Origin of the sequence: Kitasatospora sp. NPDC004799, from assembly GCF_040609095.1 — a bacterium.
Classification (GTDB): Bacteria; Actinomycetota; Actinomycetes; order Streptomycetales; family Streptomycetaceae; genus Kitasatospora.
In genome coordinates, this window is the sequence record NZ_JBEXJK010000131.1 from 1 (window position 1) to 19,551 (window position 19,551).

The window sequence follows — 19,551 nt, forward strand, 5'->3', positions numbered from 1 at the left end:
GGCCGCGCCGGACGTCGCCGGCGTGCTGTCGCTGCTCGCGCTGGACGAGCGGCCGCTGCCGGCCCACCCCACCGTCCCGGCGGGCCTGGCGGGCAACCTCGCCCTGGTCCAGGCGCTCGGTGACGCCGACGTGGACGCCCCGCTCTGGCTGATCACCCGGGCCGCCGTCGCCGCCGGCCCGGAGGAACGCCTGACGAACCCCGGACAGGCCCTGGTCTGGGGTCTCGGCCGGGTGGTCGCCCAGGAGCACCCGCAGCGCTGGGGCGGACTGATCGACCTGCCCGCCGACCCGGAGGGCGACGCCGCCCTCGCCGGGCGCCTCGCCGCCGCGCTGACCGGCGCCGGCGCCGAGGACCAGCTGGCCGTCCGCCCGGACGGCGTCCTCGGCCGCCGCCTGCTGCCCGCCCCGTTCGACCCGGCGGCCGTCACCGCCCCGTGGCGCCCCGAGGGCACCGTGCTGGTCACCGGCGGCACCGGCGCCCTCGGCGGACACGTCGCCCGCTGGCTGGCCCGCGCCGGCGCCGAGCACCTCCTGCTGGTCAGCCGGCGCGGCGCCGAGGCCCCCGGCGCGGCCGAGCTGGTGGCGGAACTCGCCGCCCTCGGCACCCGCGCCGAGGCCGTGGCCTGCGACGTCGCCGACCGCGGCGACCTCGCCCGGCTGCTCGCCGCGATCCCGGCCGAGGCCCCGCTCACCACCGTGATCCACACGGCCGCGATCGTCGACGACAACCTGCTCGACGCGCTCACCGTCGACCAGGTCGCCCGCGCGCTGGCCGTCAAGGTCACCGCCGCCCGCAACCTGGACGAGCTGACCCGCGGGCTGGACCTCTCGGCCTTCGTCCTCTTCTCCTCCTTCGCCGGCACCTTCGGCCTCGCCGGCCAGGGCAACTACGCCCCCGGCAACGCCTTCCTGGACGCCCTCGCCGAGCAGCGCCGGGCCGACGGCCTGCCCGCCACCTCGCTGGCCTGGGGCCACTGGGCCGGCGGCGGCATGGCCGAGGGCGCGGTCGAGTCCTCGCTGCGCCGGCGCGGCAGCGGCGAGCTGGACCCGGACCTGGCCGTCACCGTCCTCCAGCAGGCCCTGGACGCCCGGGAGACCTTCCTCGCCGTCGCCGACATCGCCTGGGACCGCTTCGTCCCGTCCTTCGGCGCCGGGCGGGTCCGCCCGCTGATCGGCGAGGTGCCCGCGGTCGCCCGGATGCTCGCCGAGCGCCCGGCCGAGTCGGCCCGCACCGACGGCGCCGACCCGGCCTCCTTCGCCGCACGGCTGGCCGCCCTGCCCCCGGCCGACCGGTCCGAGCTGCTGCTCGACCTCGTCCGCAGCCGTACCGCCGGCGTCCTCGGGCACGCCTCCGCCGACGGGGTCGACCCGACCCGGGCCTTCCGCGACCTGGGCTTCGACTCCCTCACGGCCGTCGAGATGCGCAACCGCCTGACCGCCGCCGTCGGCGTCAAACTGCCCGCGACCCTGGTCTTCGACTACCCGACGCCGACCGCGCTGGCCGAGCACCTGCTGGCCGAACTCCTCGGCGCCCGGCCGGACCGGCCGGCCTCGGCCCTCGCCGACCTCGAACGCCTGGACGCCGAACTCGGCGACCTCACCGCCGACGAGGAGACCGCGGCCGCCGTCACCGCCCGGCTCCAGCGGATGCTCGCCCGCTGGACCACCCGCTTCGCCGGCACCGACGCCGACACCGCCCCGACCGTGCTGGACGCGGCCACCGCCGACGAGCTGTTCGACCTCATCGACAACGAGCTGGGGATGTCGTGACCGGGAACGCCGAGAACCGCGCCGAAGGCCTGCACAACCCGGAAGGTAAGCCCACGATGGACGCTCAGGACAAGCTGCTCGGCTACCTCAAGAAGGTGACCGCGGACCTGCAGCAGACGCGCCGCCGCCTGCGCGAGCTGGAGTCCGCGGCCGACGAGCCGATCGCGGTCGTCGCCCTGGGCTGCCGCTTCCCCGGCGACGTCCGCAGCCCCGAGGACCTGTGGGAACTGGTCCGCCACGGCCGCGACGCCGTCGCCCAGGTGCCGGCCGACCGCGGCTGGGACCTCGACGCGCTCCACGACCCCGACCCGGACCACTCCGGCACCAGCTACGTCGTGGACGGCGGATTCCTCGGCGGCGCTGGCGAGTTCGACCCGGCGTTCTTCGGGATCTCGCCGCGTGAGGCGCTGGCGATGGACCCGCAGCAGCGGCTGCTGCTGGAGACCTCCTGGGAGGCCTTCGAGCGCGCCGGGATCGACCCGACGGCGCTGCGCGGCAGCCGCACCGGCGTCTTCGTCGGCATGACCTTCCACGACTACGCCACCGTCCTGCAGGAGTCCGGCGAGGACGTCGAGGGCTACGTCGGCACCGGCAACACCGCCAGCGTCGCCTCCGGCCGGCTCTCCTACGCCTTCGGGCTGGAGGGCCCGGCGGTGACCGTCGACACCGCCTGCTCGTCCTCGCTGGTCGCCCTGCACCTGGCGGCCCAGGCGCTGCGCAACGGCGAGTGCTCGCTGGCGCTGGCCGGCGGCGTGGCGGTGATGTCCACCCCCCAGATGCTGGTCGAGTTCAGCCGCCAGCGCGGACTGGCCTCGGACGGTCGCTGCAAGGCCTTCGCGGCCGCCGCCGACGGCTTCGGCGCGGGTGAGGGTGTCGGCGTGCTGGTGCTCGAGCGGCTGTCCGACGCGCGGCGCAACGGGCACCCCGTGCTCGCCGTCGTGCGCGGCAGCGCCGTCAACCAGGACGGTGCGAGCAACGGGCTGACGGCGCCGAACGGGCCCTCGCAGCAGCGCGTCATCCGCCAGGCCCTGGCCGCCGCCAACCTCGCGGCCCACCAGATCGACGCGGTCGACGCCCACGGGACCGGCACGGCGCTGGGCGACCCGATCGAGGCGCAGGCGCTGCTCGCCACGTACGGGCAGGAGCGCGGCGGCGAGGAGCCGCTGTGGCTGGGCTCGGTGAAGTCCAACCTCGGGCACACCCAGGCCGCGGCCGGCGCCGCGAGCCTCATCAAGATGATCTACGCGATGCGGGACGGCGTGCTGCCGCGGACCCTGCACGTGGACGAGCCCTCGCCGCACATCGACTGGGCGTCGGGCGGGGTCGAGCTGCTGACCGAGGCGCGGCCGTGGCCGGAGACCGGGCGTCCGCGCCGGGCGGCCGTCTCCTCCTTCGGGATCAGCGGCACCAACGCGCACGTGATCATCGAGCAGGCGCCGGCCGAGGACGCTCCGGAGACCGGGGACGCCGTCGAGGCGCCCCGCCCGGCCGGTGGGCTGCGGCCGTTCGTGCTCAGCGCGAAGGACGGGCGTGGCCTCCGGGAGCGGGCCGTCCGACTGCGGGACTTCCTCGCCTCCCGGGCCGACCTCGAACTCGGCGACGTGGCCCACGCGTTGGCGGGGCGGACGGCCTTCGAGCAGCGCGCGGTGGTCCTGGCGGACGACCGGGCCGCCCTGGACGCGGGGCTGGAGGCGCTGACCCGCGGAGGGGCTGCGGCGAACCTCACCCAGGGCGCGGTGCACGGCGGGAAGCTGGCGTTCCTGTTCACGGGGCAGGGGAGTCAGCGGCCGGGGATGGGGCGTGAGCTGTACGAGGACTATCCGGCGTTCGCGGAGGCGTTCGACGCGGTGTGCGCTCGGGTCGAACTGCCGCTGAAGGATGTCGTGTTCGGCGAGGACGCCGTGGTGTTGGCTCGGACCGAGTTCACGCAGGTGGCGTTGTTCGCCGTTGAGGTGGCGCTGTTCCGGCTGTTCGAGAGTTGGGGTGTGCGGCCGGGCTTCCTGGTCGGGCACTCGGTGGGTGAGCTGGTGGCCGCGCATGTGGCGGGGGTGCTGTCGCTGGATGATGCGGTGGCGCTGGTGGCGGCGCGTGGTCGGCTGATGCAGGCGCTGCCCGAGGGTGGTGCGATGGTGGCGGTGAAGGCCGCCGAGGCCGAAGTGCTGCCGCTGCTGACCGGCGGCGTGAGCATCGCGGCGGTCAACGGCCCGACGTCCGTGGTGATTTCGGGCGAGGAGTCCGAAGTCCTGGCGATCGCCTCGCAGTTCGAGAAGTCGAAGCGCCTGAACGTCTCGCACGCGTTCCACTCCCCGCTGATGGACGGGATGCTGGAGGACTTCCGCCGGGTCGCGCAGGGGCTGACGTATGCCGAGCCGACCGTCCCGGTGGTCTCCAACGTCACGGGCGAGGTCGCGACGGCCGAGGCTCTGTGCTCGCCGGAGTACTGGGTCCGGCACGTCCGCGAGGCCGTCCGGTTCCTGGACGGCATGCGGACCCTGGAGGCCGAGGGCGTCGCCACCTTCGTGGAGCTGGGCCCGGACGGCGTGCTGTCCGCCATGGCCCAGGAGTGCGTCGAGACGGGCGTGTTCGCGCCCGCCCTGCGCGCCGAGCGGCCCGAGCCCGGTACCGCGCTGGCGGCACTGGCCGCCGCCTTCGTCGCCGGCCACGCCTCGGACTGGTCGGCGCTGACCGGCGGCCGGAGCGTCGAGCTGCCGACCTACCCCTTCGACCGGCAGCGGTTCTGGCCGCGCCGTCGGCCCGCCGCTGCGGCCGGTCCGGTGGCGGATCCGGTCGACGCCGACTTCTGGCGGAGCGTCGAGGCCGGGGACGTGGCGGCCGTGGCGCAGACGCTCGCCGTCGACGCGAGCGCCCCGCTGGACTCCGTCCTCCCCGCGCTGTCGACCTGGCGCGCCGAGCGCCGGACGCAGTCCGCCCTCGACGGCTGGTGCTACCGCGCCGCCTGGCGTCCGCTCGACGACCTCCCGGCGGCCGCCCCCGCGGCGGGCTGCCTGGCCGTCGTCCCGGCGGGCCACGAGCAGGACCCGGCCGTGGTGGGCGCGCTCCAGGCGCTCGCCGACCACGGCGCGGACGTCCGGACCGTGGTCACCGACCCGGCCGCCGACCGTACGGACCTGGCCGAGGCGCTGCGTGCGGCCACGGCGGACGCCCCCGCGACGGAGCTGGTCCTCTCGCTGCTCGCGCTCGCCGAGGGCACGCACCCCGGGCAGCCGTCGGTGCCGGTGGGTCTCGCCGCCACCGCGTCGCTGCTCCAGGCGCTGGCCGACGCCGAGGTGACCGGCCGGCTCTGGGTGGCCACCCGGGGCGCCGTCTCCGCCGCGCACGCCGACCGTCCGGCCGACCCCGTCCAGGCGATGGTGTGGGGTCTGGGGCGGAGTGTGGCGTTGGAGCTGCCGGGTCGTTGGGGTGGTCTGGTGGATCTGCCGGTGGTGTTGGACCGGCGGGGGCGTGAGCGGTTGGTGGCGGTGCTGTCCGGTGGTTCGGGTGAGGACCAGGTGGCGGTGCGGGCGGCGGGTGTGTTCGTGCGTCGTCTGGTGCGGGTGTCGGGTGCGGGTTCCGGTGAGGGGTGGCGTCCGTCCGGGGCGGTGCTGGTGACCGGTGGTACGGGTGCGCTGGGTGGGCATGTGGCGCGGTGGCTGGCGGGCCGTGGTGTCGAGCGGCTGGTGCTGGTGAGCCGTCGTGGCCCGGAGGCTCCGGGTGCGGTGGAGCTGCGGGAAGAGCTGGTCGGTCTGGGTGTGCAGGTGGTGGTCGCCGCTTGTGATGTGACGGATCGTCATGCTGTTGCGGCGCTGTTGTCGGAGCATCCGGTGTCGGCGGTGGTGCACACGGCGGGTGTGCTGGACGACGGTGTGGTGGAGTCGCTGACGCCCGAGCGGTTCGCGGCGGTGCTGCGGTCGAAGGCGGTGTCCGCGCAGGTGCTGCACGAGCTGACCGCGCACCTCGACCTGGACGCCTTCGTCCTCTTCTCCTCCACGGCCGGAACGTTCGGCGCACCCGGTCAGGGCAACTACGCGGCCGCCAACGCCTACCTGGACGCCCTCGCCGAGCAGCGCGCGGCCGCCGGCCTGCCCGCCACCTCCCTCGCCTGGGGTGCCTGGGACGGCGGCGGCATGGCCACCGACGACGCCTCCGTGCGGGCGCGGCTGGTCCGCACCGGCGTCCCGGCGATGCCGCCCGCGCAGGCCCTCGCCGCTCTGCAGCGCTGCCTCGAGCAGGGCCACACGGTGCTCTCCGTGGTCGACGTCGACTGGGAGCGCTTCGTCCCCGGCTTCACCGCGACCCGGCCCAGCCCGCTGCTCGCCGACCTGCCGGAGGCCGTCGCGGCCGCCTCGCCCCGGGGTGCCGCGGCGACGGCCGCCGACGACGGCCGCGCCCCGGCCGGGCGGCAGCTGCGCGAGCTGCCCCGGTCGGAGGTTCGGGCAGCGGCCCTGGAGCTGGTCCGGGAGCAGGTCGCGGCCGTCCTCGGCCACGCCGGAGCGGAGGCCGTCGGCGCGTCGCGGGCCTTCAAGGAGCTGGGCTTCGACTCGCTGACCGCCGTCGAGCTGCGCAACCGCCTGAACGCCGCCACCGGCCTCAGGCTGCCCGCCACGCTGGTCTACGACCACCCGACCCCGGTGGCGCTGGCCGACCGGCTGACCGCCGAGCTCGTCCCCGACGCGGACGCCGACGCCGCCGGCTCGACCGGCGAGCCGGCGGTGACGGTCGAGGACCCGATCGCGATCGTGGCCATGGCCTGCCGCTTCCCCGGCGGCGTGGGCAGCCCCGAGGAGCTGTGGCGGCTGGTCGCCGACGAGGCCGACGCCGCCACCGGCCTGCCGACCGGCCGCGGCTGGGACCTGGACGCCCTCTACCACCCCGACCCCGACCGCAAGGGCACCTTCTACGCCCGCGAGGGCGGATTCCTGCACGAGGCGGGCGAGTTCGACGCCGGCTTCTTCGGCATCCCGCCGCGCGAGGCGCTGGCGATGGACCCGCAGCAGCGGCTGCTGCTGGAGACCTCCTGGGAGGCCTTCGAACGGGCCGGCCTCGACCCGGCGGCCCTGCGCGGCAGCCGGACCGGCGTCTTCGTCGGCACCAACAGCAACGACTACGTGACCCTCCTCCAGCAGTCCGACGAGGACCTGGAGGGCTACCTGATGACCGGCAACGCCGGCAGCGTCCTGTCCGGCCGGCTCTCGTACTCCTTCGGGCTGGAGGGCCCGGCGGTGACGGTGGACACGGCCTGCTCCTCCTCGCTGGTGGCCCTGCACCTGGCGGCGCAGGCGCTGCGCGGCGGCGAGTGCTCGCTGGCCCTGGCCGGCGGTGTGGCCGTCATGTCGACGCCGGCCGCGTTCGTGGAGTTCAGCCGCCAGCGCGGACTGGCGGCGGACGGCCGCTGCAAGGCCTTCGCGGCGGGCGCGGACGGTACGGGCTGGGGCGAGGGCGTCGGCCTGTTGCTGCTGGAGCGCCTCTCGGACGCGGAGCGCCACGGGCACCGGGTGCTCGCGGTGGTGCGTGGCTCGGCCGTCAACCAGGACGGCGCCAGCAACGGGCTGACCGCCCCGAACGGCCCTGCGCAGCAGCGGGTGATCCGGCAGGCCCTGGCCGCCGCCCGGCTGTCGGCCGCCGAGGTGGACGCGGTGGAGGCCCACGGGACGGGCACCCGGCTGGGCGACCCCATCGAGGCGCAGGCGCTGCTCGCCACGTACGGGCAGGAGCGCGGCGACGGCGAGCCGCTCTGGCTGGGCTCGGTGAAGTCGAACCTGGGCCACACCCAGGCGGCGGCCGGCGTGGCCGGTGTGATCAAGATGGTGATGGCGATGCGCGAGGGTGTGCTGCCGCGCACCCTGCACGTGGACGAGCCCACCCCGCACGTCGACTGGTCGGCGGGCGCGGTGGAGCTGCTGACGCAGGCGAGGCCCTGGCCGGAGCCCGGCCGTCCCCGGCGGTTCGGCGTGTCCGCCTTCGGTGTCAGCGGCACCAACGCCCACGTCATCGTCGAGCAGGCCCCCACCCGGCCGACCCTCCAGGGCGACGGCCGCGGCGACACCGGGATCGCGCCCGTCGTGCTCTCCGCCCGGACCGGTGAGGCGCTGCAGGCGCAGGCCCGCCGGCTGCGCGACCACCTTGACGCCGCCCCCGGGCTGAGCCCGATGGACACCGCCCGGGCGCTGGCCACGGGGCGCACGGCCTTCGAGCACCGCGCGGGCGTGGTGGCAGACGGCCGCGACGGGCTCCTCCGCGCCCTCGCGGCGCTCGCCGAGGGCGGGACGGCTGCCGGGCTGGTGGTCGGAAGCGGGTCCGGCGGCGGGAAGCTGGCGTTCCTGTTCACGGGGCAGGGGAGTCAGCGGCCGGGGATGGGGCGTGAGCTGTACGAGGCCTATCCGGTGTTCGCGGAGGCGTTCGACGCGGTGTGCGCGCGGGTGGAACTGCCGCTGAAGGAGGCGGTGTTCGGCGAGGATGCCGAGGTTCTGACGCGGACAGAGTTCACGCAGGTGGCGCTGTTCGCGGTCGAGGTGGCGCTGTTCCGGCTGTTCGAGAGCTGGGGTGTGCGTCCGGACTTCCTGGTCGGGCACTCGATCGGTGAGCTGTCCGCCGCGCACGTCGCGGGCGTCCTCTCCCTTGACGACGCTGTCGCCCTGGTCGCGGCGCGTGGTCGGCTGATGCAGGCGCTGCCCGAGGGCGGTGCGATGGTGGCGGTGAAGGCTGCGGAGGCCGAGATGCTGCCGCTGCTGACCGCTCAGGTGAGCATCGCTGCGGTCAACGGACCGACGTCCGTGGTTATTTCGGGCGAAGAGTCCGAAGTCCTGGCGATCGCCGGGCAGTTCGAGAAGACCAAGCGGCTCAACGTCTCGCACGCGTTCCACTCGCCGCTGATGGACGGCATGCTGGACGATTTCCGCCGCATCGCCGAGGGGCTGACCTACGCCGAGCCGGTCATCCCGGTGGTCTCCAACGTGACCGGTGCCGTCGCGACGGCCGAGGAGCTGTGCTCGCCCGAGTACTGGGTGCGGCACGTCCGCGAGGCCGTCCGCTTCGCCGACGGCATGCGCACCCTTGCAGCCGAGAGCGGCACCACCTTCGTCGAGCTGGGCCCGGACGGCGTCCTCACCGCGATGGCCCAGGAGTGCGTCGAGGGTGGCGCGTTCATCCCGGCCCTGCGCGCCGAGCGGCCGGAGGCCGTGGCCGTCACCACCGCACTCACCGAGCTGTTCGTCGGCGGCCGGACGCCCGATTGGGCGGCGCTGCTCGACCCGGCGCCGACGGTGGCCGCCTCGCTGCCGACCTACGCCTTCCAGCGCGAGCTGTACTGGCCCCGGATGCCCGAGGCCGTGCTCGACGACCGGTTGAGCTACGGCATCGACTGGGAGCGTGCCGTCGACCGGCCCGCTGTCGCGGCGTCCGGCCGTTGGCTCGTCGTCTCCCCGGCCGACTGCGCGGCCGGCCGGCTGGTCGCCGACACCGTCGAGGCCCTGTCGGAGCGCGGGATCGAGGTCCGGCACCTCGAGCTGTCCGGCGCCGATGCCGACCGGCAGACGCTGGGCGGGCTGCTGCGTTCGGAGCCCGACGGCGGCTTCACCGGCGTGCTCTCCCTGCTCGCGCTCGCCGACGACGGGGACGCCACGCCCGAGCTGTCCGTCGGTCTCGGCGGAACCCTCGGCCTGATCCAGGCCCTCGGCGACGCCGGGATCGAGGCGCCGCTCTGGGTGGCCACCTCGGGGGCCGTCACGGTCGACCGGACGGACCGGCTGCGCTCGGCCGTCCAGGCGATGGTGTGGGGTCTGGGGCGGAGTGTGGCGTTGGAGCTGCCGGGTCGTTGGGGTGGTCTGGTGGATCTGCCGGGAGTGTTGGACTGGCGGGGGCGTGAGCGGTTGGTGGCGGTGCTGTCCGGTGGTTCGGGTGAGGACCAGGTGGCGGTGCGGGCGGCGGGTGTGTTCGTGCGTCGTCTGGTGCGGGTGTCGGGTGCGGGTTCGGGTGAGGGGTGGCGTCCGTCGGGGGCGGTGCTGGTCACTGGTGGTACGGGTGCGCTGGGTGGGCATGTGGCGCGGTGGCTGGCGGGCCGTGGTGTCGAGCGGCTGGTGCTGGTGAGCCGTCGTGGCCTGGAGGCTCCGGGGGCGGTGGAGCTGCGGGACGAGCTGGTCGGTCTGGGTGTGCAGGTGGTGGTCGCCGCTTGTGATGTGACGGATCGTCAGGCTGTGGCGGCGCTGTTGGCGGAGCATCCGGTGTCGGCGGTGGTGCACACGGCGGGTGTGCTGGACGACGGTGTGGTGGAGTCGCTGACGCCGGAGCGGTTCGCGGCGGTGCTGCGGGCGAAGGCGGTGTCCGCGCAGGTGCTGCACGAGCTGACCGCCGGGCTCGACCTGGACGCCTTCGTCCTCTTCTCCTCGGTCGCCGGCGCCCTCGGGTCCGCCGGTCAGGGCAACTACGCGGCCGCCAACGCCTACCTGGACGCCCTCGCCGAGCAGCGCCGGGCCGACGGTCTGCCCGCCACCTCCCTCGCCTGGGGCCCCTGGGCGGGCCCGGGCATGGCCGCGGACGGCGGCGCGATCGAACAGCGGCTCCGGGCCTCCGGCATCGCCCCGTTGTCCCCCGAGGCGGCCGTCGAGGTGCTGGCCGGGGCCGTCGTCCGGCCGGCCGCCGTCCGGGTCGTGCTCGACGTCGACTGGGAGCGCTACGCCACGGCCTCGGCCGCCCGGACCGGCAGGCTGCTGTCCGGCCTGCCCGAGGTGCGACGGGCGCTGACCGCGGCTGCCGCCCCGGCAGCCGGGTCGTCCCTGGCCGCCCGCCTGGCGGGCCTCGGCGAGGCGGAGCGGCAGCGGTTGCTGCTCGACCTGGTCCGCGGCGAGGCCGCCGCCGTCCTCGGCCACGACGGCGCGGACGCGGTCGGCCGGGACCGGGCCTTCCGCGACCTCGGCTTCGGCTCGCTCACCTCCGTGGAACTGCGCAACCGGCTCGCCGCGGCGACCGGCCTCACGCTGCCCGCGACCCTCGTCTTCGACCACCCGACGCCGACCGTGCTGGCCGGCCACCTGCTGGCCGGACTCCTCGGCACGGCCGACGCGGCACCGCTGCCGACCGGCCGCACCGGGGCCGCGGACGAGCCCATCGCGATCGTCGCCATGGCCTGCCGCTTCCCCGGCGGCGTCGGCTCGCCCGAGGACCTCTGGCAGCTGGTCACCGACGGCCGGGACGGCATGACCGCCTTCCCGACCGACCGCGGCTGGGACCTGGACGCCCTCTACGACCCGGACCCCGAACGGCCCGGCACCCACTACGCCCGCCGGGCCGGATTCCTGCACGGCGCCACCGAGTTCGACGCCGACTTCTTCGGCATCTCGCCGCGCGAGGCGCTGGCGATGGACCCGCAGCAGCGGCTGCTGCTGGAGACGTCCTGGGAGGCCTTCGAGCGGGCCGGCCTCGACCCGGCGTCCGTGCGCGGCAGCCGGACCGGCGTGTTCATCGGCTCCAACGGTCAGGACTACGCCGCGCTGCTGCTCCAGGACCCGCAGCCCGTCGAGGGGTACATCGGCACCGGCAACGCCGGCAGCGTCGTGTCCGGGCGCGTCGCCTACACCTTGGGGCTGGAGGGCCCGGCGGTGACCGTGGACACCGCCTGCTCCGCCTCGCTGGTCGCCCTGCACCTGGCCGCGCAGTCGCTGCGCAGCGGCGAGTGCTCGCTGGCCCTCGCGGGCGGCGCGACGGTGATGTCCACGCCCACGGCCTTCATCGAGTTCAGCCGCCAGCGCGGCCTGGCTGCCGACGGGCGCTGCAAGTCCTTCGCGGCGGCGGCGGACGGGACCGGCTGGGGCGAGGGCGTCGGCATGCTGCTGCTGGAGCGGCTGTCGGACGCCGAGCGCAACGGGCACCAGGTGCTCGCGGTCGTGCGCGGTTCGGCCGTGAACCAGGACGGTGCGAGCAACGGCCTGACGGCGCCGAACGGGCCCTCGCAGCAGCGGGTCATCCGCGAGGCCCTGGCGGACGCGCGGCTGTCGGCCGCCGAGGTCGACGTCGTGGAGGCGCACGGGACGGGCACCCGGCTGGGCGATCCGATCGAGGCGCAGGCGTTGCTGGCGACGTACGGGCAGGAGCGCGGGGGCGGGGAGCCGTTGTGGCTGGGGTCGGTGAAGTCGAACCTCGGGCACACGCAGGCGGCTGCGGGTGTGGCCGGTGTGATCAAGATGGTGATGGCGATGCGGGAGGGTGTGCTGCCGCGGACCCTTCATGTGGACGAGCCGTCGCCGCACGTGGACTGGGCGTCGGGTGCGGTGGAGCTGCTGGCGGAGGCGCGGGCGTGGCCGGAGACGGGGCGTCCGCGGCGGGCGGCGGTGTCGTCGTTCGGGATCAGTGGGACGAACGCGCACACGGTTCTGGAGCAGGCGCCGGTCGTCGCGGCTGTGGAGGTGGAGCGGCCGGCGGGGCCGGTGGGTCGTCCGGTGCTGCTGTCGGGTGCGAGCGGGCGGGCGTTGCGGGAGCAGGCGTCCCGGTTGCTGGGGTACCTGGACGGGCGTCCGGATGTGGATCTCGGTGATCTCGCGTCCTCGCTCGGTACGACGCGTGCGGGGTTGGAGCACCGGGCCGTGGTGGTCGCGGAGGATGTCGCGTCGCTTCGGGGCGGCCTGGCGGTGCTGGCGGACGGTGGGACGGCCGCCGGGCTGGTGGCCGGTGCGGCCTCGGGCGGGAAGCTGGCGTTCCTGTTCACCGGCCAGGGCAGCCAGCGGCTCGGGATGGGGCGTGAGCTGTACGACGCCTACCCGGTGTTCGCTGAGGCCTTCGACGCGGTGTGTGTGCGTGCTGAACTGCCGCTGAAGGACGTCGTGTTCGGCGAGGATGCCGAGGTTCTGGCGCGCACGGTGTTCACGCAGCTGGCGCTGTTCGCGGTGGAGACCGCGCTGTTCCGGCTGTTCGAGAGCTGGGGTGTGCGGCCGGACTTCCTGGTGGGGCACTCGATCGGTGAGCTGTCGGCCGCGCATGTGGCGGGTGTGCTGTCGCTGGACGATGCGGTGACGCTCGTCGCTGCCCGTGGCCGGCTGATGCAGGCGCTGCCCGAGGGCGGTGCGATGGTGGCGGTCAAGGCCGCTGAGGAGGATGTCCTCCCGCTGCTGACCGATGGCGTGAGCATTGCGGCAGTCAACGGGCCGACATCCGTGGTGATTTCGGGCGAGGAAGCCGAAGTCTTGGCTATTGCCTCGCAGTTCGAGAAGACCAAGCGGCTCAACGTTTCGCACGCGTTCCACTCCCCGCTGATGGACGGGATGCTGGAGGACTTCCGCCGCGTGGCGGAGAGCCTGACGTTCTCGGCTCCGCAGATCGCGGTGGTCTCCAACGTGACCGGCGTCGTCGCGACGGCCGAGGAGCTGTGCTCGCCCGAGTACTGGGTCCGGCACGTCCGCCAGGCCGTCCGCTTCGCCGACGGCATGCGCACCCTCGCAGCCAAGGGCGTCACCACCTTCGTCGAGCTGGGCCCGGACGGTGTCCTCACCGCGATGGCTCAGGAGTGCGTCGAGGAGGGCGACTTCGCGCCCGCTCTGCGCGCCGAGCGCCCCGAGGCGCAGACCGTGCTGACGGCCCTGGCCACCGCCCACGTCCACGGCGCCCCCGTCGACTGGTCGGCCTTCTTCGCCGGGACCGGCGTCCGCCTGACCGACCTGCCCACGTACGCCTTCCAGCGGCAGCGCTACTGGCCGGAGGCGTCGGCCGGGGCCCGGGCGGATGTCGCCTCGGCCGGGCTGGTCTCGGCCGGGCACCCGCTGCTGGGTGCGGCCGTGAGTCTCGCGGAGAGCGACGGTTTCCTCTTCACCGGCCGGCTCTCGCTGGCGACGCACCCGTGGCTGGCCGATCACACGATCATGGGCTCGGTCCTGCTGCCGGGAACGGCGTTCGTCGAGCTCGCCCTGCACGCCGGCGACCAGGTCGCGTGCGGGCGGCTGGACGAGCTGACGCTGGAGGCGCCGCTGGTGCTGCCCGAGCGCGGTGGCGTCGTCCTCCAGCTGGCGGTCGAGGCCCAGGACGGCTCCGGGCGGCGGCAGTTGACCATCCACGCGCGCCCTGCCGACGCCTTCGACGACCAGCCGTGGACCAGGCACGCGACCGGCGTGCTGTCGGCGGAGGAGCCGACGGCCGCCGCCGACCTGGCGGTGTGGCCGCCGCAGGGAGCGGAGCGGGCCGAACTGGCTGACCTGTACGAGCGGTTCGCCGCGCGCGGGTTCGCCTACGGGCCGGTGTTCCAGGGCCTGCGGGCCGCCTGGGTCCGGGGCGACGAGGTGTTCGGCGAGGTGACGCTGCCCGGGGAGCCGGCCGACGAGGGCTCCGCGTACGGCCTGCACCCGGCAGTCCTGGACGCCGCGCTGCACGGCTCGTTCCTGCGGCACGCGGACGACGCCGACGGGCGCCTGCCGTTCTCGTGGACCGGTGTCTCGCTGCACGCGACCGGGGCGTCGAGCGTCCGGGTGCACCTCGCGCCGGCCGGCGCGGACGGCACGGCCGTCACGGTGGCGGACGCCGCCGGGCGGCCGGTCGCCACGGTGGAGTCGCTGGTGGCGCGTCCGGTGTCGGCGAGCGCGCTCGCCGAGGCGGACCACACGCTGCACGACGCGCTGTTCCGCGTGGAGTGGACCCCGGTCGCGGCCGCTGAACCGGCCGGGACCGCGGACTGGGCGCTGCTGGCGGGTGCCGCCGAGCCGCTGCTCGGCGGGCTCCGGCCGGTGGAGCGGCAGGTGGAGAGCCTGACGGCGCTGGCGGCCGCGGTGGACGGGGGCGCCGCGGTGCCGGAGGCCGTTGTCGTGGTGGTGGACGGTGCTGTCGGTGGCGGGGTCGTGGAGGCGGCCCGGTCGGTGGTGGCGCGGGTGTTGGGGCTGGTGCGGGAGTGGTTGGGTGACGAGCGGTTCGGGTCGTCGCGGCTGGTGGTGGTGACGCGTGGTGCGGTGGCCGTGGGGGCGGGGGAGAGCCCTGATCTGACGGTGGCCGCGACCTGGGGCCTGCTGCGCTCCGCGCAGACCGAGAACCCGGGTCGGCTGGTGCTGGTGGACGTGGACGGTCACGCGGACTCGTTCGCCGCCCTGGGTGCCGCCGTCGCCACCGAGGAACCCCAACTGGCCGTACGTGCCGGTGAGGTGTTCGCGCCCAGGCTCGCCCGCGCGGCGACCGGCGGCGCGCTGGCGGCGCCCGCCGGAGCGTCCGCCTGGCGGCTGGACGCGACCGAACGCGGCACGCTGGAGAACCTCGCCCTCGTGCCGGTCGACGACGCCTCGGCGCCGCTGGCCGCCCACGAGGTCCGGGTCGCGGTCCGCGCGGCTGGCCTCAACTTCCGTGACGTCCTGATCCCCCTGGACATGTACCCGGACAGCGCGGCCCGGATGGGCAGCGAGGGCGCGGGCGTCGTCCTGGAGGTCGGCGCCGGGGTGACGGACCTGGTGCCCGGCGACCGGGTGATGGGCCTGCTGACCGGCTGCTTCGGCCCGGTGGCGGTGACGGACCACCGCATGCTCACGCGCATCCCGGCCGGCTGGTCGTACGTCCGGGCCGCCTCGGTCCCGATGGTGTTCCTGACGGCGTACTACGCGTTGGTGGACCTGGGTGGTGTGCGGGCGGGTGAGCGGGTGCTGGTGCACGCGGCTGCCGGTGGTGTGGGGATGGCCGCGGTGCAGGTGGCGCGGCATCTCGGCGCGGAGGTGTTCGGTACGGCGAGTGTCGGCAAGTGGGAGGCGTTGCGGGGTCTGGGTCTGGACGGGGCGCACATCGCCGATTCGCGGACGCTGGACTTCGAGGGCGTGTTCCTGGGGGCGACGGGCGGTGCCGGGGTGGATGTGGTGCTGGACGCGCTGGCGGGTGAGTTCGTGGACGCCTCGCTGCGGTTGCTGCCGCGCGGGGGCCGGTTCCTGGAGATGGGCAAGACGGACGTCCGCGAGCCGGAGGCGGTGGCGGCGGAGCACGCGGGGGTGCGGTACCGGGCGTTCGACCTGATCGAGGCGGGTCCGGAGCGGATCGGCGTGATGCTGGCGCGGCTGGTGGAGCTGTTCGAGGAGGGTGTGCTGGCGCCGCTGCCGGTGACGACCTGGGATGTGCGGCGGGCCAAGGAGGCGTTCCGTTTCCTGGGGCAGGCGCGGCATGTCGGCAAGGTGGTGCTGACGGTCCCCGCTGCGTTGGATCCGGCGGGCACGGTGCTGGTGACGGGCGGGACGGGTGGTCTGGGGGCGTTGGTGGCCCGGCACCTGGTGGTCGGGCACGGGGTGCGGAGCCTGCTGCTGGTCAGCCGTCGTGGTCTGGACGCGCCGGGTGCGATGGAACTGTGGGACGAACTGCGCGAGTTGGGTGCCGCGGTGGAGGTCGTGGCCTGTGACGTGGCCGATCGTGCGGCGCTCGCCGGGCTGTTGGCGGGCCGGTCGCTGTCGGCCGTCGTGCACACCGCTGGTGTGCTGGACGACGGGGTGGTGTCGGGGCTGACGCCGGAGCGGCTGGAGGCCGTGCTGCGGCCGAAGCTGGACGCGGCCTGGCACCTGCACGAGCTGACCCTCGACCAGGACCTCACCGACTTCGTCCTCTTCTCCTCCGTCTCCGCCCTCTTCGGTACGGGTGGCCAGGGCAACTACGCCGCGGCGAACGCCTTCCTGGACGCGCTGGCCCAGCACCGCCGCGCGGTCGGCCTGCCGGCGACCTCGATGGCCTGGGGCCCCTGGGCCCACGAGGGCGGCATGCTCGGCCGGCTCGACGAGGCCGAGGTGCGCCGGATGTCCAGCGGCGGCGTGCCGCCGCTGAGCGCCGAAGAAGGCCTGGCCCTGTTCGGCGCGGCCCGCGCGGGTGCCGAGGCGGCCGTCCTGCCCGTCCGCCTCGACCTGCCCGCGCTGCGCGCCCAGGCGAGGACGGCGCCCGCCCCCGCGTACCTGCGCGGCCTGGTCCGCGCCACGGTCCGACGGGCCGTCGCCGGCGGCACGGCCGCCGAGGGCGCGACCCTGGCGGCACGCCTGGGAGGGCTGGACTCGGCCGAGCGGCGCACCCTGCTGCTGGACCTCGTCCGCACGCAGGTGGCAGCCGTCCTCGGGCACGGCTCGGCGGACGCCGTCGCGGCCGACCGCGCGTTCAAGGACCTCGGCTTCGACTCGCTGACCTCGGTCGAACTGCGCAACCGGATCAACACGGCCACCGGGCTGCGGCTGCCGGCCACCCTGGTCTTCGACCACCCGAACCCGGAGGCGCTCGCGCACCACCTGCTGGCCGAACTCCTCGGCGCGGCACCGGAGTCGGCGCCGTCCTCGGCGCCCGCACGGGCGGCCGACGCGGACGACCCGATCGCGATCGTCGCGATGGCCTGCCGCTTCCCCGGCGGTGTCCGCACTCCCGAGGAGCTGTGGCGGCTGGTCGCCAGCGGCACCGACGCGGTCGGCGCGCTGCCGACCGACCGGGGCTGGGACCTGAGCGCCCTGGCCGCCGTCGAGAACGGCACCCAGACGGCCCGCGAGGGCGGGTTCCTCTACGACGCGGACCGGTTCGACCCGGCGTTCTTCGGGATCTCGCCGCGTGAGGCGCTGGCCATGGACCCGCAGCAGCGGCTGCTGCTGGAGACCTCCTGGGAGGCCTTCGAGCGGGCGGGCATCGACCCGTCCTCGGTGAAGGGCAGCGCGACCGGCGTGTTCGTCGGCGCCTCCTCCCACGGCTACGCGACCGGGCAGGGCGTCGACCAGGCGGGCCTGCAGGGCCACCTGCTGACCGGCAACGCCACCTCGGTGGCCTCCGGTCGGCTCGCCTACACCTTCGGGCTGGAGGGCCCGGCCGTCACCGTCGACACCGCGTGCTCCTCGTCGCTCGTCGCCCTGCACTGGGCCGCGCAGGCCCTGCGCAGCGGCGAGTGCACCATGGCGCTCGCGGGCGGCGTGACGGTGATGGCCGGCCCGAGCATGTTCCTGGAGATGGGCCGCCAGGGCGGCCTCGCCTCGGACGGCCGCTGCAAGGCCTTCGCGGCGGACGCGGACGGCACCGGCTGGGCCGAGGGCGTCGGCGTGCTGCTCGTCGAGCGGCTGTCGGACGCGCAGCGCAACGGGCACCCCGTGCTCGCGGTGGTGCGCGGCTCGGCGATCAACCAGGACGGTGCCAGCAACGGCCTCACCGCCCCCAACGGCCCCGCCCAGCAGCGGGTGATCCGTCAGGCGCTCGCCGGCGCCGGGCTGTCGGCCGGGCAGATCGACGCCGTCGAGGCGCACGGTACCGGCACCGCGCTGGGCGACCCGATCGAGGCGCAGGCGCTGCTGGCCACGTACGGGCAGGAGCGCGACGGCGACGAGCCGCTGTGGCTGGGCTCGCTCAAGTCCAACATCGGCCACGCCCAGGCCGCCGCCGGTGTGGCGGGCGTGATCAAGATGGTGATGGCCGTCCGCGAGGGCGTGCTGCCGCGGACCCTGCACGTGGACGAGCCGTCGCCGAAGGTCGACTGGTCGGCGGGCGCGGTCGAACTGCTGACCGAGGCCCGGCCGTGGCCGGAGACCGGACGTCCGCGCCGGGCGGCCGTCTCCTCCTTCGGCATCAGCGGCACCAACGCCCACACGATCATCGAACAGGCCCCCGCCGACCGGCCGGGCGAGGTGAGGGCGGAGACTCCGACCGACGTCGTGCCGTGGGTGCTGTCGGCGCGCAGCGAGCAGGCCCTGGAGAACCAGGCGCAGCGCGTGCTCGCCCACTGGGAGGAGCACGACGACCTGCGGATCGCGGACGTCGCCCACTCCCTGACGGCCGGCCGCAGCACCTTCGAGCACCGGGCCGTCGTGCTCGGCCGGGAACGCTCCGACTTCGCGAGCGGCCTGACCGCCCTGGCGGCGGGAGGGCGTTCCGCCCACGTGGTGGAGGGCGTGGCCGCGGGCGGGAAGCTGGCGTTCCTGTTCACGGGGCAGGGGAGTCAGCGGCCGGGGATGGGGCGGGAGCTGTACGACGCCTTCCCGGTGTTCGCCGATGCCTTCGACGCGGTGTGTGCGCGGGTCGAACTGCCGCTGAAGGAGGTCGTGTTCGGTGACGACGCTTCGGTGTTGTCCCGGACCGAGTTCACGCAGGTGGCGCTGTTCGCGGTCGAGGTGGCGCTGTTCCGGCTGTACGAGAGCTGGGGTGTGCGTCCGGACTTCCTGGTCGGGCACTCGATCGGTGAGCTGTCCGCCGCGCACGTCGCGGGCGTGTTCTCCCTTGACGACGCTGTCGCCCTCGTCGCGGCGCGTGGCCGGCTGATGCAGGCGCTGCCGACCGGTGGCGCGATGGTCGCGGTCAAGGCGTCCGAGGCCGAGGTCCTGCCGCTGCTGACCGACGGCGTGAGCATCGCGGCGGTCAACGGCCCGACGTCCGTGGTGATTTCGGGCGAAGAGCCCGAAGTCCTCGCGATCGCCTTGCAGTTCGAGAAGACGAAGCGGCTCAACGTCTCGCACGCGTTCCACTCGCCGCTGATGGACGGCATGCTGGACGATTTCCGTCGCATCGCCGAGGGCCTGACCTTCTCGGCGCCGCGCATCCCGGTCGTCTCCAACGTGACCGGCGAGGTCGCGACCGCCGAGGAGCTGTGCTCGCCGGAGTACTGGGTGTGCCACGTCCGCCAGGCCGTCCGGTTCCTGGACGGCATGCGGACCCTCGAAGCCCAGGGCGTGGTGACCTGCCTCGAACTCGGCCCCGACGGCGTCCTGTCGGCCATGGCCCAGGAGTGCGTCGCGGACGGGGCCTTCGCCCCCGCTCACCACCGAAACCGATCGACCCCTCCAACAAACCGTCGACGAACCACTTGAACCCCACCGGCACCTCCACCAGACCACGACCCACATCCGCCG

The 19,551-nt window shown here is 75.0% G+C and carries 2 protein-coding genes and 1 pseudogene; 2 read left to right on the top strand and 1 reads right to left on the bottom strand.

The genetic code is table 11. The features are described 5' to 3' along the window. Both ABZW03_RS18480 and ABZW03_RS18485 read left to right on the top strand, forming a co-directional pair. A partial coding sequence (locus tag ABZW03_RS18480) for an SDR family NAD(P)-dependent oxidoreductase (RefSeq protein ID WP_355258896.1) occupies positions 1-1,771 on the top strand: 1,771 nt, incomplete at its 5' end. A gap of 56 nt (positions 1,772-1,827) precedes the next feature. After that, positions 1,828-19,509: a type I polyketide synthase gene (locus tag ABZW03_RS18485; protein ID WP_355258899.1), complete on the top strand. Its 17,682-nt coding sequence runs from the start codon at positions 1,828-1,830 to the stop codon at positions 19,507-19,509. Here the strand turns inward: ABZW03_RS18485 and ABZW03_RS18490 are convergent. Then, a pseudogene (locus ABZW03_RS18490) lies at positions 19,496-19,543 on the bottom strand (hypothetical protein); the annotation flags it as partial. The gene ABZW03_RS18485 and the pseudogene ABZW03_RS18490 overlap by 14 nt on opposite strands. Positions 19,544-19,551 lie beyond the last annotated feature (8 nt).